The sequence below is a fragment of the Polynucleobacter sp. P1-05-14 genome, from assembly GCF_018881675.1.
In the GTDB taxonomy this organism is placed as follows: Bacteria; Pseudomonadota; Gammaproteobacteria; order Burkholderiales; family Burkholderiaceae; genus Polynucleobacter.
The window spans coordinates 84,864-108,110 of sequence record NZ_JACVPV010000011.1 but is presented as its reverse complement, the minus strand read 5'-3'; the positions used below and the strand labels follow the sequence as shown (position 1 = coordinate 108,110).

Annotated in this window: 21 protein-coding genes and 1 tRNA gene; 15 read left to right on the top strand and 7 right to left on the bottom strand. The window is 45.1% G+C overall.

The features are described from left to right. The 3 genes from ICN37_RS07200 to ICN37_RS07190 form a co-directional block, all read left to right on the top strand. Positions 1-1,598, top strand: a 1,598-nt coding sequence (locus ICN37_RS07200; RefSeq protein ID WP_216156132.1) for an autotransporter domain-containing protein, incomplete at its 5' end; no start/stop codon positions are given. 63 nt (positions 1,599-1,661) lie between these two features. Then, on the top strand, positions 1,662-2,498 hold the full coding sequence (locus ICN37_RS07195; protein WP_216156129.1) for a peptidylprolyl isomerase: 837 nt from the start codon (positions 1,662-1,664) through the stop codon (positions 2,496-2,498). Between the two features lie 16 nt (positions 2,499-2,514). Then, positions 2,515-3,636, top strand: a complete 1,122-nt coding sequence (locus ICN37_RS07190) for a peptidylprolyl isomerase (protein WP_216156126.1) — start codon at positions 2,515-2,517, stop codon at positions 3,634-3,636. Between the two features lie 14 nt (positions 3,637-3,650). Here the strand turns inward: ICN37_RS07190 and ICN37_RS07185 are convergent, their stop codons facing one another. Then, positions 3,651-4,298, bottom strand: a complete 648-nt coding sequence (locus tag ICN37_RS07185) for a GDSL-type esterase/lipase family protein (RefSeq protein WP_216156123.1) — start codon at positions 4,296-4,298, stop codon at positions 3,651-3,653. Between the two features lie 471 nt (positions 4,299-4,769). Here ICN37_RS07185 and ICN37_RS07180 point away from each other — a divergent pair, with 471 nt between their 5' ends. Next, a complete protein-coding gene (locus ICN37_RS07180) occupies positions 4,770-5,099 on the top strand; it encodes a hypothetical protein (RefSeq protein ID WP_216156121.1) in 330 nt (109 codons plus the stop codon). A gap of 84 nt (positions 5,100-5,183) precedes the next feature. Here ICN37_RS07180 and ICN37_RS07175 read toward each other — a convergent pair whose 3' ends face one another. Then, the gene (locus ICN37_RS07175; RefSeq protein WP_068948658.1) at positions 5,184-6,440 is read right to left on the bottom strand and encodes a patatin-like phospholipase family protein; all 1,257 of its coding nucleotides are present in this window, start codon (positions 6,438-6,440) and stop codon (positions 5,184-5,186) included. 157 nt (positions 6,441-6,597) lie between these two features. On the opposite strand from ICN37_RS07175, the gene ICN37_RS07170 reads away from it, so the two are divergent. After that, a complete protein-coding gene (locus tag ICN37_RS07170) occupies positions 6,598-8,709 on the top strand; it encodes an alkyl/aryl-sulfatase (protein WP_216156117.1) in 2,112 nt (703 codons plus the stop codon). 72 nt (positions 8,710-8,781) lie between these two features. Here ICN37_RS07170 and ICN37_RS07165 read toward each other — a convergent pair whose 3' ends face one another. From ICN37_RS07165 to rph, 4 genes are read right to left on the bottom strand one after another with little or no spacing between them, the layout of a single operon-like run. Further along, complete coding sequence (locus ICN37_RS07165) at positions 8,782-9,795, bottom strand: tripartite tricarboxylate transporter substrate binding protein (RefSeq protein WP_216156114.1); 1,014 nt, start codon at positions 9,793-9,795, stop codon at positions 8,782-8,784. A 44-nt stretch (positions 9,796-9,839) separates the two neighbouring features. After that, positions 9,840-11,027, bottom strand: coding sequence for a radical SAM family heme chaperone HemW (hemW, locus tag ICN37_RS07160; RefSeq protein ID WP_216156111.1), 1,188 nt, complete (start codon positions 11,025-11,027; stop codon positions 9,840-9,842). Further along, complete coding sequence (rdgB, locus tag ICN37_RS07155) at positions 11,020-11,610, bottom strand: RdgB/HAM1 family non-canonical purine NTP pyrophosphatase (RefSeq protein ID WP_216156108.1); 591 nt, start codon at positions 11,608-11,610, stop codon at positions 11,020-11,022. Before rdgB ends, hemW begins: the two co-directional genes overlap by 8 nt. Positions 11,611-11,629: 19 nt before the next feature. Next, entirely contained in the window at positions 11,630-12,370 is a 741-nt protein-coding gene (gene rph, locus ICN37_RS07150) for a ribonuclease PH (RefSeq protein WP_216156105.1), read from the bottom strand. Between the two features lie 78 nt (positions 12,371-12,448). Between rph and ICN37_RS07145 the strand changes: the two genes are divergently transcribed. The 4 genes from ICN37_RS07145 to ICN37_RS07130 are packed head-to-tail and all read left to right on the top strand — an operon-like array spanning position 12,449 to position 16,713. Beyond that, on the top strand, positions 12,449-13,378 hold the full coding sequence (locus ICN37_RS07145) for a YicC/YloC family endoribonuclease (RefSeq protein WP_216156102.1): 930 nt from the start codon (positions 12,449-12,451) through the stop codon (positions 13,376-13,378). A gap of 15 nt (positions 13,379-13,393) precedes the next feature. Beyond that, positions 13,394-14,032 carry a guanylate kinase gene (gmk, locus tag ICN37_RS07140; protein WP_216156099.1) on the top strand — a complete coding sequence of 213 codons (639 nt, stop codon included), beginning with the start codon at positions 13,394-13,396 and terminating at the stop codon, positions 14,030-14,032. A 44-nt stretch (positions 14,033-14,076) separates the two neighbouring features. Continuing rightward, on the top strand, positions 14,077-14,280 hold the full coding sequence (gene rpoZ, locus ICN37_RS07135) for a DNA-directed RNA polymerase subunit omega (protein WP_011902918.1): 204 nt from the start codon (positions 14,077-14,079) through the stop codon (positions 14,278-14,280). A gap of 15 nt (positions 14,281-14,295) precedes the next feature. After that, positions 14,296-16,713, top strand: a complete 2,418-nt coding sequence (locus tag ICN37_RS07130) for a RelA/SpoT family protein (protein ID WP_216156096.1) — start codon at positions 14,296-14,298, stop codon at positions 16,711-16,713. Between the two features lie 3 nt (positions 16,714-16,716). On the opposite strand, the gene greB is transcribed toward ICN37_RS07130, so the two are convergent. Next, positions 16,717-17,217: a transcription elongation factor GreB gene (gene greB, locus ICN37_RS07125; protein ID WP_216156093.1), complete on the bottom strand. Its 501-nt coding sequence runs from the start codon at positions 17,215-17,217 to the stop codon at positions 16,717-16,719. 18 nt (positions 17,218-17,235) lie between these two features. Between greB and ICN37_RS07120 the strand changes: the two genes are divergently transcribed. From ICN37_RS07120 to ICN37_RS07095, 6 genes are all read left to right on the top strand, one after another. After that, positions 17,236-17,312 (top strand) — tRNA-Arg (locus tag ICN37_RS07120). Between the two features lie 654 nt (positions 17,313-17,966). After that, a complete protein-coding gene (locus ICN37_RS07115; RefSeq protein WP_216156090.1) occupies positions 17,967-18,806 on the top strand; it encodes a sterol desaturase family protein in 840 nt (279 codons plus the stop codon). Between the two features lie 11 nt (positions 18,807-18,817). Beyond that, on the top strand, positions 18,818-19,348 hold the full coding sequence (locus tag ICN37_RS07110) for a hypothetical protein (protein WP_216156087.1): 531 nt from the start codon (positions 18,818-18,820) through the stop codon (positions 19,346-19,348). A 770-nt stretch (positions 19,349-20,118) separates the two neighbouring features. Beyond that, a complete protein-coding gene (locus ICN37_RS07105; RefSeq protein ID WP_216156084.1) occupies positions 20,119-20,649 on the top strand; it encodes a hypothetical protein in 531 nt (176 codons plus the stop codon). A 158-nt stretch (positions 20,650-20,807) separates the two neighbouring features. Continuing rightward, positions 20,808-21,545: a carbonic anhydrase gene (locus tag ICN37_RS07100; RefSeq protein ID WP_216156081.1), complete on the top strand. Its 738-nt coding sequence runs from the start codon at positions 20,808-20,810 to the stop codon at positions 21,543-21,545. A 183-nt stretch (positions 21,546-21,728) separates the two neighbouring features. Next, entirely contained in the window at positions 21,729-23,117 is a 1,389-nt protein-coding gene (locus ICN37_RS07095; protein ID WP_255538486.1) for an FAD-binding oxidoreductase, read from the top strand. Positions 23,118-23,247 lie beyond the last annotated feature (130 nt).

Sequence of the window (23,247 nt, the reverse complement as noted above, 5' to 3'; positions counted from 1 at the left end):
CCGGTTCGATTGCCACCTCCAGGGGCGTAGTGGATAACGGCAGCTTTGATATTTCAGCAACGACCAGTGGCGCATCGATCACTACCTTGTCTGGTAATGGTCAAGCTCTCTTAGGAGCGCAAACCTTAACCATTACCAATGGTGCATCCAATGGTGCTGGTAGCGGCACTTTTGATGGCGTGATCAGCGGCACTGGAGGAGTGACCCTGACTGGTGGTACGCAAACACTCACGGGCACTAATACTTATACTGGTGCAACAACGATTAATCCAGCTGCAACTCTGGCCTTATCTGGCAATGGATCGATTACCACTAGTAGTACGGTCAATAACACGGGTAAATTTGATGTGACTGCCAAGACCGGCAATGTTGCCCTAGGCGGTACTTATACCCAGACATCATCCGGCACTTTATTGATGACGATCTCGCCTAATAATAATCAACAGGTTAATGTTGCTGGTGCTGTTACGGTAGCTGGTACTTTAAATTTAGCAGCGAGCGGCGGCACTTACAGAGTAGGGCGGTATACCTTAATGACAGGTAATGGCGTTTCTGGAACGTTTGGGACATTTTCATCTAATCTTTCTAGCGTGACACCATTACGTTACTCCTTGGCATATGATCCGAATGATGTGTATTTGGTATTAGGTCCTGCAACTGCGGACTCACAGCAATCTTTAGTGAATACCGCTAACGCATTGCAACCAATTTTTACCTTGCAAAATACGGTGCTTGCAAATAGCTTTACTTATGATTGTCCAGTGTTTGATATACATAATATTTGTGTATCAGCAGGTGGTCGCAATACTGCTGTGCAAGCCTCCAATGGGTTAAATAATACGAGTGGTCTTTTGATTGCTGCCTATCGACTTGATGATAATACCCGCATCGGCGCTTATGCTGATCAGAACTTATCCGTTGGTAATGCACCTAGTGGAGTCAAATTGGGCAATAACTCACCACTCATTGGTGTCTTTGGGGTGTGGGCAGAAGATGTTGCTAATGGCACAGGCTGGGAAGCCAAAGTAGCAGCAGCCTACGGCAAGAAGAATGCGACTGTGACACGACAAGTAGTAGGTAGCTCTGAGCCGGGTTCTGGTGGTTCTGCCTTAATTAGTCAAGGCGCACAAATTATTGGAAAATATGGTTTTGGTGTCACTGACAACACCGTTGTTTCACCATACCTTGGAATGCGTTATACCCAAAATAATATGGGTGGATATACAGAGCAAAGTACGGCATCCGTCTATGCTCCAATGACCTTTGGTGCGGTTAATACGAATGCGACCACCGCTTTGGCAGGCGTGGGTGCAAGCTATAAAGGCATTCCCGCGACTACTTTCTTTGCAAGTGCTGGTATAGAGTCTGATACCAAAACCAGTAATGGATCTTACTTGGGTACAAATCCCGATTTAGGCACCTTAACAACAATAAACTTTAATCCGAACCCAGTAAAAACCAGACCTACTGCAACTGTGGGTACTTATTATGATGTAGAAAAAAACCAGCGCATTGGTGTGACCGGCATCTATCGACAAGAGCCATTTAAATCCGTTAGCACCACGACTGCAATGGTTACGTACACAGTTGGTTTTTAGTCCCAGCTAATGACGAGCTAAGACTCATTAGTGCGGGGTACAGAAATCTTTTAGAAAGGCAATATGAGTCCTCATATGAATTCAATCTGCAAAGCCTTGCTGCTATTAGCTTTCTTCATCTTTATCAACTCTGCGGGTGCACAAAACCTTTCAGAGCCGCAAGCCGCGCTCGCCAGCGTGAATGGCGTAAAACTAACTACTGCTGAGTATCAAAAGTGGCTAAGACAAGCGATTGCCGATGGCGCTCCAGAAACCCCTGAGCTGCGTAATAAGGTATTTAATGATTTAGTGACGCGTGAAGCAATTGCGCAAGACATTAAAAAAACTAAGCTATTGGAGCGCGATAACAATGCGTTTAAATTAGAGCTGGCGCAAAGTAATGCTCTGCAAGAGATTTGGTTTGCCGAATACTTTAAAGCTCACCCATTGACCGATGCCCAGGTCAGAGCGGAATACGAGAGACAAGTCGCTTTAAGTCGGGAAGCAAAAAACTCGCAAGAGTATCAAATATCGCAAATTGTTGTTACTAGCGAAGATCAGGCAAATGAATTCATTCGCCAGTTAAAAAATGGAACGAACTTTGAAAGCTTAGCCAAACAAAAATCAATCGATCAAAAGACAGCGTCCATGGGCGGTATGTTAGGTTGGGTGCTACCTTCCCAACTGACCCCACCCATTAATTTGGTCGTCCCCAATTTATTAAGGGGGCAGATAACACAAAATCCAATTCAAATTGGAGTCTATTGGCATGTCATCAAAGTGGATGATATTCGACCATTTGTCATGCCTAGTTTTGATCAGGCCAAGGTCGGCATCGCGCAATCTTTGGTTCAGCAACGCAGGCAAGATGCTTTGGCAAACTTAATGAAAAATGTAAAAGTTGCCAAGGTTTATAACTAATTATTTGCGCAAATCCATGGGTAGTTCTTCTCAGAGTTGGATCAAGATAGCGCTTGGCTGCTTTCTGATCGGCGTCTATAGCCTGACGTTTGCAGCGAACAAACATGCCGCAAAGTCTTCTAGTAACACAAGTGCAGGCTCTGGAGCGCTGCCAACACAAAACCGTAGTTCATTTTCACCAGGGGCTGGTGCAGGGGCTCAAGCCCCTTTTACGAAAAAGCCCCTAACTGCGCCATCACCCGAGGTCATAAAGGGTGCGCCTCAGACTCATACTACCGAAGCTCAAGAGCGCGGATTTACAACAATTATTATTGCTTTCATTGTTAGCTTAGCTGCACTGATGGGACTCGGTCTTCTAATTGTCTATCGAAAATACTTTTCGCCTATAGTAACTGTTAATAACAAGAAGATCACTTTGAGGGACTATCGAAAAAAATTAGCCCAGGCCGTTGCGCAAGGCGTGCCCGATACGATGGGGCATCGCGATACGATATTGAATGACATGATTTTGCGCGAAGTTATTGCGCAAGATCTTAACCATACTGAGTATGGCAGCAATTTCTCTCAGTATCGATTTACCGCCGATCAAAAAGAATCTGTCCTAGAAATCTGGTTTTCGAAACAGCACCGCTCATTCGAAATTCAGGAACACGAGATCTTGGCGGAATACAACAAGCGACAAATACTTGCTCAAGACCCTAAGAACGCGTATGAGTACCTACTGTCACAGATTATTGTCCAGAGCGAGCGGGAGGGTATCCGTGTGATTGAGCAACTTCAGCAAGGGGTATCGTTTAGTGCGCTTGCTGAGGAAAAATCGATTGACCAGCAATCTAGAGGGCTTGGCGGCTATATTGGCTGGGCTATACCAGCACAAATCCTTGTGCCATTGAATGATCATGTCGTTAAATTGAAAAAAAATCAATTTTCTGCACAGCCAATTCACACAAAACTGGGTTGGCATATTGTAAAGGTGCAGGATATTCGTCCCTTTGTTGTGCCAGCATTTGAAACTATTAAAGGGGCTCTGTTTGAGTCGTTATTGCATCGTAAGCGTCAAGAGGCAATTACTGCATTGATGGCAAGAAGCAAAGTTGTCAGACACTCAGAAAAAAGTAGACGCACTAAAACAACTTAATTACCTCAGTCATCTTATTGCGATATGTAAGGTGTGATTGCCTTGCTCCACTGCACATAGCCTTGCGCATTTAAGTGGCTGCCATCGGTGGTGTATTGCGATAGCAAACCCTGTAAAGTCGAACTTAATTGCTGATTGAGATCAATGAAAGTGATGTTTTTATCTTTGGCATATTGGCGAAGTAGGGTATTCAGTTTTCGGACATCTTCCACTTCTTTTCCGCAGCGCAGACGTGAACATTCAACAGTAGATTGTATATATACAGTGACACCATTTTTCTGCAAACGCTGCACAATCTTTGTATAAGTATTAAAAGCCTGATCTACGGAAGCACCAGTAGCAAAATCGTTTAGGCCAGCTTGTAAAAATGCTTTCTTAGGCTTAAGTTTGAGTATCGGATCTAGGCGATTCAGAATGTCTACTGTGCGGTCTCCGCCAATACCGCGATTGGCGATTTTGACATTCGGAAACACATCATTCCACATGACATTTGCCGTCAATGAATCGCCAATCATGACTACGTCTACAGGTGGAGAAAAGGTATTGAATAACTCATTTTGAGGTCTGACTTTTGAAACCGCTTCCATCAAAAAAGTTCCTGTCAATACGGAATCATAGCCCATCACTTGACTGCGCAGTTTTTGCAAGTGCAGTCGGATCATATTCTGCCGATCAGCTGTAGCCACCCCAATCAGGTAGGCAAGAAACACCATCAATAAGAAGGTGAGTAGAGTCCGTTTTTTCAAGGGTGAGCCCATTTTTCAAGCATTATGCCGATTGACTTGCGGGAGTCATCGCAGTAAGGTGAATAGTAAGGTGCTACAAAGACCATTTTTTATCCAATATGAAAGAGATGTGTTCATGTGATGAAAAAACTGCTTGTTTACATTCCATTGCTATTGTTACAGTCATGCACTTCAATTGGAAGTCACGTACAAGGCTGGCCACAACTCTAGGTTAGCGTTCATGAAACTTCCATTCTAGAGGTGAACGCGCAGTGCTGGAAATATTTGCCACTTGCAAACAAGATTCTAGGCTCTATTTCTTTTGGGTGTTCCATTTACAACCTCAATCGGCAAACCTGCGATATCTATATACCCAAAGGGGCACCCCAATCCATTTTGGAGCATGAAATGGAGCACTGCAGTGGTGGCGACCATCTGGATCATAGTCTTGAGGAGGCCTTTAATGAATGGTTGGATATGCGTGGTCAGGTTGGGGCAGTTATTTCTGAGCAAGCACCCCGCTTAGTGCCTGATCCCTACGGTAGTGACAGACTGACTTGGGATCACTCTTCTCGATTTGGACCTATTTCGCCAGAGATGAAAGCGGATGCCGATCTAGCTTGCTCGGAATATGATTTATCTTGGCTTACTTTTAAGGCCACTGGCTATCATCCTGCCGCTCAAAATCTTCAGGGGGAAGTTATATCGAATGGTGGTTACTTTTGTGAAGCCCAATAATCTGCTGCACAAATTAAGTCCAATTGCCACACTTGAAGCCATATTTGAAAAATGGCTGAGCATCTCTGAATACGGCACCTCTCCTTAATCGGGCTTATATTTTTGCGGATGATGTTTCTGAATTTGCTGCGCTTCCTTTGGAGTAGCATCATGATCAAAAGCCGCTTGAAAGCCTGGAGGATATTTCTTCCAAGGGTAGCCTTTAACAGCCTGATCGTAGCCGTAGCGGAATAGGGCATTCATATAGGCGCTGTCAAATTCCTGGGTGTGGGGCTCATTAAAGTCAGATCCAATGTAGGCTAAATTAAACCCAACATTGTCGCTTTGAGTAGTGTTGTAGATACGATATAAATCACCTATTCCTTGAGTCTGGATTAATTGTGAAATAGCTCGACCCGCCACGCTAATGGTCCGGCGCTCTGTTTCATTCCAGCGCGGATCTAGGCGAGCATTGCGAATAATGTAGGCTTCTCGATGCTGGCGCCGTGAGATACCCATTGCCTTAGCCTTGGCTGCTGCTAGGGAAGGGTATAAAAAGACTTGCGTACTCGCTCCACCATCGACATGCATTTCCTGAAAAGCTTCTGAGCCGAGTAAAAAATCAAACATCACCGGTGAAAAGGCGCCCGGAATCGAAGCTGAGGCCAGCATAATCTTACGAAAGAGATCTAAAGCCTCGGGCGTGCCAATGCTGGCGATCCGCCCCATATTCCAAATCACGGGCAAGCCTGCATCGATGTTGGTTGTACCAATCAGCAACCATCTGCCATGCGTGTTGTACTCAAGCGCAATTTTTTGCAAAAACTGCGCATCCACATATTTGGAAATCAATTGATATAAGGGTGTGGAGTCAGCAAGACCATCACTGAAAATACCCGACAAAATACCGCGTTCAATATAGACATCGCTCGGGCCAATGCCGGTATACACTTTTCGCAAGAGAGGGTCACAGTCTTTGCCAAGGTATGCAAATGGCGCAATTAGCGCACCCGTACTGATGCCGGTGACTAAGTTAAATGCGGGCCTTGAACCTTGCTCTGACCAACCCACTAAAAGTCCTGCACCAAAGGCGCCATCATCACCACCACCTGACAAGGCCAAGTAATTGGCGTCCCCTGTAAAAGCCTTGACACCACGAGTAGTCTCTAAGGTAACCACATCTTTTACCAAATCATCAATACCCGCTTGGGTTGAAATCAGATATCTGACGCTGGGTAAACCGGCAATTTGCGCTTTATTTAGGGCGTCAGGCGGAATGGCAGATTTGCGCTCTAAAGAGGAGCATCCCGTTAGCAAGAGAAAAAGAGCGCCACAAGCAATTATTTTGATATTGCACATCATTGAATCTCGTTAATTTAAGGGAAGTCACTATAGGGTAATCTTTGATTTTAGATTAAAAATAATGATAATTATCGTATTCTGAAAAGATTAAATTATTGAGATCAATTGTAAGATCCGCTTATTTACCCAAATACATATCATTACATTGGAGTGCTATATGAAAGCATGCATTATTAAGTCAGTTGTTTGTGCGATTGGCGTTATGAGCTCAGGCTATGTATTAGCAGCGGGCGGCGGCGGAGTGGTTGCGGACCCTGGTGCCTTAGAGGGCAAGCATTTTGATGCAAAAGGTAATGCTCCCTCAAAATACACTGTCGAGTTGCAAAAGAGTTTACGCAAAACCTTACCTTTCGAAGATCGGCGCGACTTTGAAGAATCTAAACGCGGATTGATTGCTACTCCCGCTTACAAAACAATCATGGCTGATGCTGGTAATGTTGCATGGGATATGGGAAGTTATGACTTTCTATTACAAGGCAAGGAGTTTGATAGTGTTCACCCATCATTACAGCGCCAAGCAATTCTCAATATGGCCTACGGACTCTATGAAGTGGTGCCTGGAAAGATTTATCAAGTGCGTGGCTTTGACTTAGCTAATATTAGCTTCATTAAAACCAATACGGGTTGGATAGTTTTTGACCCCCTAGCAGCAAAAGAAACTGCTAGAGCCGCTCTTGAGTTGGTCAATGAAAAACTAGGCAAACGTCCGGTAATAGCCGTGGTTTACTCCCACTCCCATGCCGATCATTTTGGTGGAGTCCGCGGCGTAGTGGATGAAGCTGATGTTAAGAGCGGCAAAGTCAAAATCATTGCTCCTGCTGGCTTTATGGATCACGCGATTGCGGAGAATGTCTACGCCGGCAATGCAATGACTCGCAGACTGTATTTTCAATACGGAGTGCTTTTACCTCGAAGCCCATTTGGACACGTTGACCAATCCATTGGCAAGAATACTGCTGCCGGTAATTTAGGCTTGATTGAACCAAATGTTTATATCAACCAACCTTACGAAAAAATGACTGTAGATGGAGTGGAAATGGAGTTCCAGAATACCCCTGGAACGGAAGCGCCAGCCGAAATGAATACCTACTTCCCGCAATTTAAGGCATTTTGGGCTGCGGAAAATATTACCGGTACGATTCACAACATCTACACCTTACGTGGCGCTTTAGTACGAGATTCATTGGCTTGGTCTAAAAATATCAATAATGCTTTGTATCGCTACGGTAATGAAAGCGATGTGATGTTCGCCTCACACACATGGCCTCGTTGGGGTAATGCGCGTATTCAAGAAGTCATGCGGACTCAGCGTGATAGTTATGCACATTTACATAATGAAGTTTTACATTTAGCCAATAATGGTGTCACGATTAACGAGATTCAGAATGTCTATAAGCAGCCTGAGAGTTTGAAAAAGCAGTGGGCTGCTCATAGTTATCACGGTTCTGAAGAGCACAATAGTCGCGCTGTCATTAATCGCTATCTTGGTTATTGGGATGCCAATCCAGCAACATTGGCACCGCTGTCACCCAAAGATGCCGCACCCCTTTACGTGGAGATGATGGGCGGCTCTGCAAAGATCTTGGCTAAGGGCAGAGAGCTATACAAAAAAGGTCAATATCGTGAAGCCATGGAGATTGTGAATAAATTGGTTTACGCGCAACCTAATAATGTGCCCGCAAAAGACTTGCTGGCAGATATCTTTGAGCAAATTGGATATCAAAAAGAGAGTCCCAGTATGCGGAATAGTTTCTTAGGCGCTGCTTACGAGTTGCGTCATGGGATGCCTACTGGAGCCTCTCCGAAGACTAACGGTCCGGACATGATCAGAGGTATGACAACCGAACTTTGGCTAAACGCCCTTGGTATCAGTATGGATAGTAAAAAGGCGGCAGATATGAATTTTGTCATCAATCTTTCCACACCGGATAACGGGGAGCAGTTTGTCATTGAGATGAGCAATTCTGCATTGACCAATATAAAGGGTCAGCAAGCTAAAAATCCAAATCTGACTGTGACACTAAATCGCAGTGATTTAGAGCGGGTGATGGGTGGGCAAACTACCTTTGATCAGTTGCAAGCGCAGGGAAAGGTACAGTTTGATGGTGATCGTAAGGTATTTGATCAGTTGAGAAGCACCTTAACAGTCTTTGTGCCGGATTTCGAATTAATGCCAGGTACTAAGCCAAAGGCAGCGCAAAAACCTGTGGCCCAACCCGCTAAGGACCCATTTGCTGCGCAAGAGATAGCTATTACTGCTGGAGAGTAAAAAAAGGGGGGTAATAAAAAAGGACCTCAATGAATTGCTCATAATCGGTCCTTTTTTTGTAGCATGTTTGTTTTAGTTGAGATCAACCTGGAGTTTTGCATCCTTCACAAGCTTGGCCCATTGATTGCGATCCTTGGCAATAAATTTTGCGAATGATGCTGGTGAGCCACCGCCATCATCAGCGCCAACTTCTGCTAGTTTGGATTGGATCTCTGGTTTGCGCAAAATGGTATTCACGTCAGTATTGATTTTGTCGACGATCTTAGGATCTATACTCGCTGGTCCCATTAAGCCATACCATGCCGTAGCCTCAAAACCGGCGTAACCAAGCTGTTCCATAGTGGGAAGATTTGGGTAAGCAGCAGAGCGTTTTGTGCGTGTTTGGGCAAGCGGAATTACTTTCCCACTTTGAATATGTGGAGTAGCTGCCCCCATGGTTTCAAAGGCATAGGTAATGTGACCTGCCATGAGATCAACTAAAACAGGGCCGCTACCCTTGTATGGTATATGCAAGGCTTGAGTGTTGGCCATATGCATAAAGAGTTCAAAGGCCAAATGTTGTGTGCTACCGTTACCCGCCGAACCAAAACTAAGTTTGCCGGGATTCTGCTTCATGTAGGCCACTAAGTCTTTGACGTTCTTTGCTGGTGCATCTACGTTAGCAATCAGAATATTCGGCGTGATCCCCAATAAAACAATGGGCGTGAAATCAGTGGAAGCGTTGTAGGACATCTTTTGACCTAAGGCTGGAATGATGGACAGAGCGTTCACATGAGCTAAGCCCAATGTGTATCCATCAGCAGGAGATTTGGCGACGAGGTCAGCAGCAATTGTGCCTGCAGCGCCACCGCGATTATCAATAATGACTTGTTGGCCCCACATTTGCGATAGATTAATTGCAATCACTCTGGCTATAGCATCAGAACCGCCTCCCGGGGGAAAACCAACAATTAATTTCACTGGCTTATCGGGCCATGATTTTGTTTGGGCTAGGGCGCCAAAAGAAATGGATTGCGCACAAAGAATGGCGGCAAAGAATACGAGTGCGCGTGCACATACCTTGCTAGTTAAATTACCTTGAATCATTACCTGTCTCCGGATTGGATTTTAATATTTATTAAGGGCTTACTTTAACTGAGAAATAGCTCTTGAAGATTATTGAGATAGCGTAAACCCCGATCTGTGGCTTTAAGCTTAGCGGGATTTTCATCCAATAACCCCTTTTGACTAGCGTTGCTTAAATTTTGACTAATGACGCTAAGAGGTAGGCCAGTGCGTTCACTAAAGGTGCTGGTATTAACACCGTCTTTGAGTCTAAGAACATTTAGCATAAATTCGAACGGCAGGTCTGCAGTCGGGATTGCTTGATTTTCAATGAGGGCATTGCCTTTAGATTCGATTGCCTGCATATAAGTTTCAGGGTGACGTTCCCTTACTTGGCGTGTGATTCGATCAGGGTACGAGATTTTGCCGTGGGCACCTGCGCCAATACCAATGTAGTCACCAAAGCGCCAGTAGTTCAGATTGTGTTTGCATTCTTGATTGTTCTGGGCATAGGCAGAAACCTCGTATCGCTGATAACCTGCTTTAGTCATTAAATCTAAATTCTGCTCAAAGATGGCATCCACTTCATCATCACCAGGCAGTTGCGGTGGGAAGTTTGCAAAGTAGGTATTCGGTTCAAGTGTGAGGTTGTAGAGGGAGAGATGCGGTGTTTTAAAGGAGAGCGCTGTCTCAATATCGTTGCGGGCCTTTTCAAGAGTCTGCTGAGGTAGGCCATACATCAAATCCAAATTTACTGAGTTGAAATGCTTCAGGGCGATCGCGACTGCGCGTTTGGCTTCCTCACCATTGTGAATCCGTCCTAAGGATATAAGCTGTTCATCTTGAAAACTTTGAATGCCCAGTGACACCCTGTTGATACCCGCTTTTGCAAAGCCAGCAAATCTTTCAGTCTCTACTGAGCCGGGATTGGCTTCCATCGTAATTTCAGCATCAGGCTCGAGATTGACTCGTGCGCGGATCGCACACAGCAGCTGATCCATTCCTTGCGCAGAAAGCAGACTCGGCGTTCCTCCGCCAATAAAGATGCTGTGGACTTGACGCCCCCAAATATTTGGTAGCTCAGTTTCTAGATCGGAAATGAGGGCTTGGATATAACGCGCTTCATCAAAGCCTACTTTATCAATACCATTTTTTATTTGATGGGAGTTGAAATCACAGTAAGGGCATTTCTTCTCGCACCATGGAAAATGAATATACAGAGCCAGTGGAGGCAATGCGGTAAGGCTCACTTTATTTGGGTTTGAACTAAGCACGAGATTTTAATTGCGCAATGAGTTCACGCAAGGCTTGACCACGATGACTGATTAAATTCTTCTGGCCAGGTTCCAGTTCGGCTGCAGTGCAGTGTTGATCAGGCAAGAAAAAATGTGGGTCATACCCAAACCCATTACAACCCTTTGCTTGATCCACAATTTGGCCAAACCAACGGGTTTGCACAATAATCGGCTCTGGATCATTGGCGCTATTGATAAATACCAAGGCGCAGACATAATGCGCGCCGCGATCTGTCTGATCTTTTAATTCTTGAATAAGTTTTTGATTGTTGGAAGCATCGTCACCTTGCTCGCCTGCATACCGAGCAGATAAAACACCCGGCATACCATTTAAGGAATGGGCACATATACCCGAATCATCGGCAAGGGCCGGAAGACCACTGGCTGCACTAGCATGGCGCGCCTTAGCAAGGGCATTTTCTACAAAAGTGAGGTGAGGCTCTTCGGCAGCAGGGATCCCTAATTCACCTTGAGGAATGATCTGAAAATTTAAGGGGGCTAGGAGCGCCTGAAATTCCTTAACCTTGCCAGCATTATTCGAGGCGAGAACCAGTTTTTGCATACTATTAAATTGCCCTTGTTTATTTCAAAGAATTAATTTGCAATTGAGTGAGATCTTGAATGCCTTGCTCAGCTAAATCCAAGAGGGCATTTAATTCGATTCTAGAAAATGTAGCGCCTTCGGCAGTGCCTTGAACTTCAATCATGCCACCTTTGCCTGTCATCACGACATTCATATCGGTATCGCAGGAAGAGTCTTCTGGATAGTCTAAGTCCAGTATAGGAGTGCCTTGATAGATTCCAACAGAAATCGCAGCAACGCTATCCATGATCGGATCCTTACTTAAGACACCACTTTTCAGAAGTTGATTTACAGCATCACGGGCTGCCACATAAGCACCGGTAATGGATGCGGTACGAGTACCTCCATCGGCTTGCAATACATCACAGTCCAGATGAATCGTTCTTTCGCCTAGAACTTTTAAATCAAAGACACTACGCATTGCCCGTCCGATGAGTCGTTGGATTTCTTGTGTGCGTCCAGATTGCTTGCCGCGAGCTGCTTCCCGATCACTCCGGGTATGGGTGGAGCGAGGTAGCATGCCGTACTCAGCCGTTACCCAACCTTCTCCAGAGCCCTTTTTATGGGGTGGTACTTTTTCTAGAATGCTAGCGGTGCATAGAACCTTGGTATCCCCAAAGGCGATCAAGACCGAACCTTCAGCATGCTTCGTAAATGCTCTGGAAATAGTCACGGGACGCAGGTCTTTGGGCTGGCGGCCGCTAGGGCGGGCTATAGTGGCTGGGTTTACTGTGCTCATGGAAATGGGGTCCTGTGGGTTTTAGTCTGTTTTGGGTCTAGATCGGGTCTAGATCAATAATGAATTTACAATATCCATATGATATCGAGCATGACTGGTTATGGCAGCGCTTCTCGTCAAGTCTCCTTGGGGGCGGGCGTAGTAGCTGATCTGCAAGTGGAATGTCGGGCTGTCAATAGCCGCTTTCTGGATCTTGGATTTCGTCTACCAGACGAATGTCGCGGGGCGGAGCCTGCATTACGTGAAATGGCCACACAAAGTCTATCTCGTGGCAAGGTGGAGTTTAGGGCGGCATGGCGCGTCAATAGCGTTGCGGCTGGTACTGCTAAAAGTAACCCCCACGCATTAGGCGCTATTCATCGCGATCGTCTGGATGCCCTCTATACCCTTCAAGAAAAAGCCCAGGAATCTTTCCCAAAAGCGCAAGAGCTCAGCATTGCTGAAGTACTTCGTTGGCCTGGCATTATTTCTGAGCCTCGTGGTGAGGAAGATGGCTGGATGACCGCCACAATTGAAGCTGGACGAGCAGCACTTGAGGCTCTTATGGAAGGTCGTCACGCAGAAGGTAAGGCTTTGGTTGGTGTTCTCACCAGCATTACCGGCAAGATGCGCGACATCCTTAAAGTAATTGAACCCAAGGTTCCAGAGTACGTCGCTCAGTATCAAGAAAAACTTACTGAGCGGTTATCTGAAGCATTAGCAGCTCAAGAGCAGGCTAAGGCTGGCGCTGAATTGATGGAACGTATACGTCAGGAAGTGGTGCTCTATGCGGTGCGCATCGATGTGGCCGAAGAGTTCGCGCGCTTAAAGACTCATCTGCAAGCTGTAGATAAAGCATTAGCGGGTCATGGCCCCGTAGGCAAGCGTTTAGATTTTCTGATGCAAGAGCTCAATCGCGAAGCGAATACTCTGAGCTCTAAATCTGTTTCTGAGGAGTGTACGCAAGCCGCTCTTGAGCTTAAGCTGATGATTGAACAACTGCGCGAACAGGTACAGAACCTTGAGTAATTCCATTTTCGACTGATGACTAACTCCACTCTAATACCATCCTATCAAGGCAGCATGTTGATGATTGTTGCGCCATCAGGTGCAGGAAAATCTTCATTGGTAAACGCTTTATTAAAGGAGGATGCTGGACTTAAATTATCTTTATCAACTACGACGCGAGCTCCAAGGCCAGGTGAGATAGATGGCAAGGATTACCGCTTCCTAGCAAAAGAGAATTTTTTGCAAGAGCGTGATCAAGGACATTTTTTAGAGTGGGCTGAAGTTCATGGTCATTTTTATGGCACTTCAAAGCTTTGGATTGACTCGCAAATGCAAGCAGGTAGAGATGTCATGTTGGAGATCGATTGGCAGGGTGCTCAGCAAATCCGCAAACTCATTCCTACGGTGCAGTGGATCTTCATTTTTCCGCCATCGATTGAGGCTCTGGAAGAGCGACTGCGCAAGCGTGGTCAGGATGATGAGGAAACAATTCAGCGCCGCTTGGCGGCTGCCCACGTTGAGCTAACTCATGCCCACGAGGCAGATTACATCGTGGTCAATGATTCATTTGAGCAGGCATTGGTTGATTTGAAGCACATTTTGGCGTCTAGTCGTCTTCGTTCTGGGCCTAGCATGGCCAGGAATCCAGCTCTTTTAAAGCGACTCGGGGTCTAATCAGTTATCCTATAGGTATTGAAGCTAAATTAAGTGAGTTCAGCATGGCCCGAATTACTGTAGAAGATTGCCTTAAAACCATTCCTAATCGTTTTGAACTGGTATTGGCTGCGACCTATCGTGCGCGTCAATTAGTTCAAGGTCACTCCCCACGTGTTGAGTCCAGAGACAAAGCTACCGTAGTGGCATTACGTGAAGTAGCTGCTGGTGTGACCGACCGTGACATGCTGACCAAAGTACCTCTGTAATTAAGGAGTTCCGGTGTGGAGCTCCCTCTAGGCACAGTTAGAACATCGGAAAGAGCAGTGAGCATCTCGCCAAAAGATGCTTCGCTTGAATCTTCACAAGAATCTTCACCAGACTCGGCTCAAGCGCAGTTGTTGGATATAGATTCCAACAACCCAAATCAAAGTGGTAAAAAGTCAATAATTGCAAGTTTGCTAGCGCAATCGAGTCGTCATTTATTTGGCCCCACATCGGCCCCCAATCTCCCCCTAAAGCATCAAGTAGTTTCGATCGAGGGATTGCTTTCTAAACTGTCTTATCTCAAGCCTGAAGAAGTCGCACAGGTCAAAAAAGCATTTCAGTTTTCTGATGCAGCGCATTTAGGTCAATATCGTCATAGCGGTGAGCCCTATATTACTCATCCTGTAGCAGTTGCCGAGCTATGTGCAAGTTGGCGTCTTGATGCCTCATCGATCATGGCGGCTTTATTGCATGATGTGATTGAAGATACGGGCTGCACAAAAAGCGACTTGGTTGAAAAGTTTGGCAGCAAGGTGGCAGAGCTAGTTGAAGGTCTAACTAAACTCGATAAATTGGAGTTTCAAAGTCATGCAGAAGCGCAAGCGGAAAGCTTTCGCAAAATGTTCATGGCAATGGCACGCGATGTCCGCGTGATCTTAGTCAAGCTTGCTGACCGCACTCACAATATGCGTACCTTGGATGCAGTACCAATGGAGAAGCGCCGCCGAGTTGCGGCAGAAACCATTGAAATCTACGCTCCAATTGCGCATCGTCTCGGCTTGAATGTGATTTACCGAGATCTCCAAGATTTAAGTTTCCGCTATTCGTTGCCCATGCGTTTTCGGGTTATCGAGAGTGCCGTCAAGCGCGCACGGGGCAATCGCAAAGAAATGGTGGAGAAGATTTTGCAGACTTCTCGCATGGCTTTTGCCAAGGCTAATCTTGGTGTTGATCTGCGCGGTCGTGAAAAGACGCTTTTTAGCATCTATAACAAAATGCGCTCAAAGCATTTGAGCTTTTCTCAAGTACTCGATGTTTATGCCTTTCGGGTCACGGTAAGTAGTGTTGATGAGTGTTATCGAGCGCTTGGTATTTTGCATTCTTTATACAAGCCAATGCCAGGCAAATTTAAGGATTACATTGCGATCCCCAAATTAAATGGTTATCAATCTTTGCACACCACCTTATTGGGACCATCCGGGGTTCCAGTAGAGTTTCAGATTCGAACCACGGATATGCATGCAGTCGCTGAAGCAGGGGTGGCTGCGCACTGGGCGTACAAGGAGGGCTCACCGGATATGAGTGAGGTGCAGAATCGAGCCCATCAGTGGTTGCAATCCTTGATAGATATACAGGACAGTAGCGGCGACTCTCAAGAGTTTTTGGAGCACGTCAAAATTGATTTGTTCCCAGACGCGGTATATGTCTTTACTCCCGCAGGACAGATTCGTGCCTTACCTAGAGGTGCAACCGCATTAGATTTTGCGTACTCTATTCACAGTGATCTTGGCAACACTTGCGTGGCCGTCAAGATTAATGGCCTGCAATTGCCTTTACGTAGCGAACTTAAAAATAGTGACATCGTTGAAGTCATCACTTCAGTAAGTTCACAACCAAATCCAGGTTGGCTCGCTTTTGTGCGCACTGGTAAGGCTCGAGCTTCGATACGACATTCATTAAAAACTAAACATTATTCTGAGTCGTTGCAATTGGGCGAACGTTTTTTGGCAAATGCACTGCGTCAGCAGGGTGTTGATGCGGCTTTACTGAGCCCAGAAATTTGGGAAAAACTCATGCATTGGACCGGGGATAAGACCCGCGAGGAAGCCTGTGTCAATATTGCATTGGGTAGACGTTCACCACAAGAGCTGGCGATACGCCTCAAAATTTTGATTGATGATGAAGGTGGGTCTGAACAGATGCGCCTTGGCGCAGCAGACTGGGTTGCGCCTAACCAAGAAGTCAGTCATAGCCATCAACGTCAAGCCATTATGGTGGATGGTCGTGAGGGTAATTCAATTCATTTTCAAAGCTGTTGTCATCCCATTCCGGGCGACAACATCATTGGTTATTTAGGGAAGGGCGAAGGGCTGCAAGTGCACACCAATGATTGCCCTGTAGCGTTACGGATGCTTTCCAAGGACAACGATAAATGGGTTGAGGTCGAGTGGGGCAAAGAACTAAATCGTGAGTTTGAGTTAGATCTTGCAATCGATACTCGTCAAGGAAAGGGCGTGTTAGCCCGAGTCGCTAGCAGCGTGACTGCTGCAGATTCGAACATCATGAACGTGTCTATGGAAGATCGCTTCAAAGAAGATTCGGTTACCATCCGCTTTACGATCCAGGTTTACGATCGACTGCATCTGTCTAAAGTCATGCGCAGTTTGCGTACCAATCCGGATGTTATGCGGGTAACTCGTGTCCATGCCGATTGAGAACTATCGGTATTGAACGTCTAGGATTTCAATTTCAGATGGACCGGTGGGCGTCTGAATAAAGACGCAATCACCAATACGAGCTTTTATTAAGGCTTTGGCGATAGGCGAAACCCAACTGACACATCCTTTTTCTAAATCAACCTCATCTACCCCCACTATGGTGATCGTAGTCTTGATGCCTTCCTCGGGCCCTTCAAGAGCCGTATAGGTCACCGTTGCTCCAAAGAACACCTGCTCGGCATCATTTTCACCTGATTTTCGGGCAGAATTATCTACAACTACGGCAAATTCCAGGCGTTTATTGAGAAAGCGAATCCGTCTATCGATTTCTCTGAGACGCTTTTTTCCGTAGATATAGTCACCATTTTCAGACCGGTCACCATTGCTAGCGGCCCAGTGGACAACCTTGACAACCTCCGGCCTATCGAGGTTTAAGAGTTGAAGTAGCTCGCTCTTGATCCGTTCGTGTCCAGCGGGGGTGATGTAGTTTTTCTCATCCATGGCATAATTATGGCTGTTGCGGCTGTAGCTCAGCTGGATAGAGTACTTGGCTACGAACCAAGGGGTCGTGGGTTCAATTCCTGCCAGCCGCACCAACTATAAGGGCCTCCCGTCGGGGGCCCTTACCTTTTGGACAATAAATTGAGATTATTTACTCAATTTTCTATAGGCAGAGCCATATTGAATAATGGCTGGCTGTCTACGCCCACTTTTTTAATGGGACAATTGAAGCAATTTCCCTTCGATACGATTGATTTTTTTTGATCCCGAAATAATTAATATTCCTGTGTTTTTACGGTTAATTTCCTTATCCGTAACTAGATTAGTGCCCATAGATTGGGTTGCTGCCGACTCTAGCGAAGTCCTATTGCCACCTCATGTGACCGCTGCTCCATTCATAACGGTCATTAAATAAGCGTTTTTTGTAGATTCTGACGGGCAGAGAACGGCCAGCAAGAGTCACTCAGATAAGGGCAATTGGTTGTTTTTGACAGACACAAAACCCCTAATACAGCCCGTACAAGAGTGGGGGGTAACCCTAGGTTTTTAATAAACATGCTCAAAAATAGTTGACTGAAATAAAACCGATTGGCACAATTTAATCAACAGACCTTGGAGCTGACTTAACATCTCGTTAAGCCTACCGCCTTAGTGTTGCTACACATTTCAATCCCAAGGGGCATGATGAGTACGGTATTTAAATTGCAGCCTAATATTAATATATTCCTGCTAGAAGTCTAAACTTCCTCATGGGTTATTCTTTCCTTTTTCTCCCTTTATTCATTGTTGCCCTTGTTGCCACTTTTGAAGTCAGGCTCCCGCGGTTTACTTCACCGTTTAAGTTATCTCATTTTTCCACTCCACTTGCCTTTGGCTTGATGGGTATTGGATTGAGCTTGCTATTGTCTTTGACTATCCAAGACTTTCTCATTGGACTAGTTGCCCCATTTCAGATTCTATCGATACCCCAATTACCTCTACCCAATTGGCTTGGTTTTATTCTGTGCTTTTTATTGATTGATTTTGCTAATTATTGGCTTCATCGTCTCAGTCACATGATTCCTGCTCTATGGCGACTGCATAAGATTCATCACGCAGATAAAAGTGTGAGCGCTGCTACAAACTTATTACATCACCCAGGCGAGTTGCTTTTTGGCTACCTTGTGATGCTCACCTTTTTTGTAGTGCTTGGGATGCCACTTCTTGTGATTGTTAGCTACGGACTTGCCAATCAAATCCATGGCACTTTGGTGCATGGCAATATCAACTACCCAACCAAACTCAATGACTACTTCAAGTACATTGTTTATATGCCTGATGTCCATCGCATTCATCATTCAGTCGATATGATTGAGGGTAATTCGAACTTTGGACAGATCTTCCCCTTTTGGGATGTGATATTTGGAACCCATCAAGAGAGCGCTGTTGCGCCCGTCGGTCAATTTAAGATGGGACTTAGTCATCCAGAGCAAGACATCCCATTTTCTATTCTTTCCTTATTGGCTTTACCGATATTGAGTGGCAAAAATTCTCATTCTGAGGGTGCAGTTCAGATTAACGCGTTATCTTTACACGAAATAAATGATTAAAGAAAGGCTTCATGATGAAAATATATGCATCAATTAAAAGTACCCTAGCAGCCCTCAGTTTCGCTGGCATGACAATAGTTTCTAGTCAGGCGTTTGCGGGATATGGCTCGATTTACTTTTCGCCAACTAATTTGAATGCAACTGTAGGTAGTTACTACTCGCAGACATTAACAACAACCGATTTCACCACTGGAAACTATAACTTTAATGTGATTGGTAGTACATTTGGTTTGACGATTACCAATCCGGGTGGTGGAAATGATTTTCTAATAAGCGGCACTCCAACGGGTTCGGGGCGTCCCGAATTTCTCATTACAGGTGCTGATAGTTCAGGCTATGACTTTATTGGTGGCCCTTCCTGTCGCCGCACTTGTTCTAGCCTTGGTCAAACTTTTTACTTAACTATTTCTGATCCAATTAGTGGCGGCGGCGCCCCCGAAATTGACGGCTCACTCGCCCCTAAAGTTGGATTCTTGTTGGGTTGCTTGTTCTTGATGTTTGGTCGTAAGAAGCAGGATACTGAACCGATGATGGCTGCATAGTCTTGTTAGTTCAGCTTTGTTTTTAGCCCGCTTCGGTGGGTTTTTCTTTTGCTCAGTCAATGACCGCTTCGGGTCGGACTCTGCCGATTTGACTTAGGTGGGGCGATTGGCTTCTTTGCATCCAAAAGCCGCCCGACATATTTTTTCAGAGCTTAAAAAATTAAATGCAAGGTTAAAGATTAAGACTATTTTTCTTTGCGAGCAAATCAAGCGCTCAATAGCAAAGAGGCGACTTGTATAAAGAGGCTCTAAATTTGGACAATAGAACAAATAGCAAACCAATATAAACAAGGGTTTAGGAGCGCCTAAACACCAATTCTATTGTCCAGTCTAAAATCTGTAAGTCATTGTTTTATAAAGATAAAGTGTTACTCAGGTGTATGGGCTACGAACCAAGGGGTCGTGGGTTCAATTCCTGCCAGCCGCACCACTTCACATCAGGGCCTAGTTAAGAGACTGGGCCCTTTCCTTTTCAGGTCACCACTAGCCGAATACACAGTTTGCGCTTACTGGTGCAGATATGATTCATTTGATAAATCATTTAAAAGCAGCGAAAACCAGTCAAAAAAGACAGGCTACCCCAGTGAGAGCGCTGATAAACCGCTTAAAGTTGTTTAAATAAGCATTTACAGCTTTTGTGAGGGAAAACAGCTACCACTTGGTCATAAACAGGTGAATTTGTTGTTTTTTGGGTTTAATGATCCGAAAACGGATACATCATGATATAAATTGGTTGTTCGAATTATTTATCCTTCACTTAGGGAGCAAAAATGAGTATAAAAAAACTGCTGGTCGCTTTGTCTGCTGTTCTATTGGCAGGGATGAGCACACAGATAATGGCAGCAATAGTCCCTTATGTTAATCAGGTTTCTGGTAATGAATATGCCTACTTTAATGGCACATCAACAACTAACTATGACTTAAGCACCGTTATTTATAACGGTTCTAATTCGGCGCAAATTACTACGGGCACGCCTTGGTGGTCAAATGCATCAGTTGCAAATTTGTTCGCAGTAGGAGTAGGAGGGAACCTCGGATATCCTAATACTGATTCCACCACTCCATTTTTTCAATACAATAGCAACTCCTATTCAGTTTGGTTGGGTGGTTCTAATTCTGCTGACTTGACCAACAGCTATCCTTTGAGCTCTGGCACTACCTATGCAGTAGCAACAGTCCACTCTAGTGGAGCCCCTGAAATCGATGGATCACTTGCTCCTAAGGTAGCGTTCTTGTTAGGCTGCTTGTTCCTGATGTTTGGCCGCAAGAAGCAAAACACAGAGCCTATGATGACTGCTTAAGGCGCTTAAATTTGTAGTTTCAGAGCCACCTTTGGGTGGCTTTTATTTTTCTATTCTTCAAAGAGCATGCTATCTCAGAAATATAAGACCTTCTATTTTGAAATCCATATACTTAACGAATCTAACAATCGAATCTACTAACGAAGGAATATAGACGTATGAAACAAAAGTTACTAGTTCTAGCTGTTTTATCTTTTACAGCAACATTTTCATTTGCTGATGGCTCTGCCCCCCATTGGACTTATGGTGAAGTCAAGGAGTGGGGCGCACTAGCACCCGCTTATGCGGAATGCAGGCTGGGTAAAACCCAATCGCCAATTGATATTCAAACTAAATCAGTGCAAAAGGCGAATTTATCTCCTATCAAAACCGCTTATAAAACGGCTGCTGCGCAAGTAATTAATAATGGTCATACTATTCAAGTCAATTTGACTGACGCTGGAACTGCGAGAGTTCCTAGCGGTGAATACCAGTTGCTGCAGTTTCATTTTCATACCCCGAGTGAAGAAACGATTAATGGCAAACCTTTCCCATTAGTTGCTCACTTGGTACATAAAAATGCTGAAGGAAAGCTGGCGGTGATTGCCGTGTTGTTCAAAGAAGGTAAAGAAAACCCTGCGCTGACTGCTATTTTTGCGACTATGCCCGCAAAAGAGGGCGAGGCAAAGCTAGCAACTAACTTTGATGCCACCACATTGTTGCCCGCATCTTTGGGTTATTACGCCTTTACTGGATCTTTAACGACACCGCCTTGCAGTGAAGGCGTGGCTTGGCAAGTTCTCAATACTCCGGTAGAAATTTCAAAAGCGCAGATCGAAGCATTTCGTAAAATCTACAAAAATAATGCGCGTCCTGTACAACCCTTAAATGGTCGTATTGTTCAAGAATCAAACTGAACTAGTTTAGTTATTTAGTTTTTTTTCTTGTTTAGATGTGTAGTTTTTACTTTTTTATTTATTAGGTTCAGATCAAGAGTCGCTACTCAAAGAGGCTTTTGATCCTTATGCAAGCATCGAAGGTAGGCAGGAATTTTGCAATTGCCTTCAAGATTGGAGCGCATCATGACAGTTGAACGGCCAATGCTCAATCATCGGTTACTTCCGGCTGCTTTAGTGAATGAACTGAAAGTGATTTTTGGCGACCGGTTTAGTAGTACTGCAGTCGTTTTGGATTATCACGGACGTGATGAATCTTCTTATCCTGCGCAGCCGCCGCAAGCAGTTGTATTTGCTAATTCGACTGAGGAAGTCGCCTCACTGGTCAAGCTATGTAGCCTTCATGAAGTGCCTATCATTCCATTTGGTGCGGGAACCTCACTTGAGGGTCATGTTCTACCTATTCATGGGGGTATTTCACTTGATCTGAACAATATGAATCAGGTCCTAGGTGTCTACCCAGAAGATCTCATTGCAATTGTTCAACCCGCGGTGCGTCGTAGACAATTGAACGATGAGTTAAAAGATACGGGCTATTTTTTTCCGGTAGATCCTGGGGCTGACGCATCGATTGGTGGAATGGCCGCTACCCGAGCCTCTGGCACAAATGCCGTTCGCTATGGCACAATGCGGGAAAATGTGCTGGCATTAGTAGTGGTGACTGCTGCCGGCGAGATCATCAAAACCGGAACACAAGCCAAAAAATCATCTGCTGGATACGATCTCACACGCCTGTTTGTGGGTAGCGAAGGAACACTGGGCATCATTACGGAGATTACTCTAAAGATCTATCCGCAACCAGAAGATATTGCTGCTGCGATTTGTAGTTTTTCTACTGTGACTGATGCGGTGAAGGCGGTGATGCAGGTTATTCAATTAGGAATTCCGGTTGCTCGAGTGGAGCTGGTGGATGCATTAGCAATTCAAGCGATAAATCGCTACAGCAAGCTCACTTTAAATGAGCAACCTACTTTATTTTTTGAGTTTATCGGATCAAGTCACTCAGTAAAAGAGCAGGCAGAACTTGCCCAAGAGATCGTGAGCAATCATGGAGGTCACAACTTTGAGTGGGCAGCGCATCCTGAGGATAGGGCGAGGCTATGGCATGCACGGCACAATGCCTACTTTGCATGCCTACAGTTACAGCCTGGATGTCGAATTATCAATACCGATGTTTGTGTACCGATTTCAAGGCTAGCCCAATGTATTGCTCAAACTCGGCAAGATTTAGATACTTCTTGGTTAAAGGCTACCATTTTGGGGCATGTAGGTGACGGGAACTATCACGTGCTATTGGTAATCGATCCCGATAAGCCCGATGATTTAGTGGAAGCCGAAAGGCTCAATTCCGCCATAGTTCATCGAGCATTACAGCTTGGGGGAACTTGTACAGGGGAGCATGGGGTGGGTATGCATAAAATAGACTTTTTGGTCGATGAGCACGGCATTGGCGCTATTGAAGTGATGCGGACCATTAAAAAGGCGCTAGATCCTAAAAATATTCTCAATCCTGGAAAAATTCTGAAAATCTAAAGCGTTTATTTGATGGTTTTAATAGTGCAATAAATTTTGGTCTGATAAGGACTATTGAGTGCACCAAAAGTGGGAATTTGGTAAATATAACTAAAATTTGAATTGTGTATGATATCAATGTTACTTAGAA

Bases quoted from the DNA above. Each gene is read 5' to 3' on its own strand.
- ICN37_RS07170 (WP_216156117.1), top strand. From the start codon at position 6,598: ATGAAAGCATGCATTATTAAGTCAGTTGTTTGTGCGATTGGCGTTATG.
- ICN37_RS07145 (WP_216156102.1), top strand. From the start codon at position 12,449: ATGATATCGAGCATGACTGGTTATGGCAGCGCTTCTCGTCAAGTCTCC.
- rph (WP_216156105.1), bottom strand. From the start codon at position 12,370: ATGAGCACAGTAAACCCAGCCACTATAGCCCGCCCTAGCGGCCGCCAG.
- ICN37_RS07100 (WP_216156081.1), top strand. From the start codon at position 20,808: ATGAAACAAAAGTTACTAGTTCTAGCTGTTTTATCTTTTACAGCAACA.
- ICN37_RS07165 (WP_216156114.1), bottom strand. From the start codon at position 9,795: ATGATTCAAGGTAATTTAACTAGCAAGGTATGTGCACGCGCACTCGTA.
- ICN37_RS07185 (WP_216156123.1), bottom strand. From the start codon at position 4,298: ATGATCCGACTGCACTTGCAAAAACTGCGCAGTCAAGTGATGGGCTAT.
- gmk (WP_216156099.1), top strand. From the start codon at position 13,394: ATGACTAACTCCACTCTAATACCATCCTATCAAGGCAGCATGTTGATG.
- ICN37_RS07115 (WP_216156090.1), top strand. From the start codon at position 17,967: ATGGGTTATTCTTTCCTTTTTCTCCCTTTATTCATTGTTGCCCTTGTT.
- ICN37_RS07195 (WP_216156129.1), top strand. From the start codon at position 1,662: ATGAGTCCTCATATGAATTCAATCTGCAAAGCCTTGCTGCTATTAGCT.
- ICN37_RS07110 (WP_216156087.1), top strand. From the start codon at position 18,818: ATGATGAAAATATATGCATCAATTAAAAGTACCCTAGCAGCCCTCAGT.
- ICN37_RS07175 (WP_068948658.1), bottom strand. From the start codon at position 6,440: ATGATGTGCAATATCAAAATAATTGCTTGTGGCGCTCTTTTTCTCTTG.
- greB (WP_216156093.1), bottom strand. From the start codon at position 17,217: ATGGATGAGAAAAACTACATCACCCCCGCTGGACACGAACGGATCAAG.
- ICN37_RS07095 (WP_255538486.1), top strand. From the start codon at position 21,729: ATGCTCAATCATCGGTTACTTCCGGCTGCTTTAGTGAATGAACTGAAA.
- rpoZ (WP_011902918.1), top strand. From the start codon at position 14,077: ATGGCCCGAATTACTGTAGAAGATTGCCTTAAAACCATTCCTAATCGT.
- ICN37_RS07190 (WP_216156126.1), top strand. From the start codon at position 2,515: ATGGGTAGTTCTTCTCAGAGTTGGATCAAGATAGCGCTTGGCTGCTTT.
- ICN37_RS07180 (WP_216156121.1), top strand. From the start codon at position 4,770: ATGGAGCACTGCAGTGGTGGCGACCATCTGGATCATAGTCTTGAGGAG.
- rdgB (WP_216156108.1), bottom strand. From the start codon at position 11,610: ATGCAAAAACTGGTTCTCGCCTCGAATAATGCTGGCAAGGTTAAGGAA.
- ICN37_RS07105 (WP_216156084.1), top strand. From the start codon at position 20,119: ATGAGTATAAAAAAACTGCTGGTCGCTTTGTCTGCTGTTCTATTGGCA.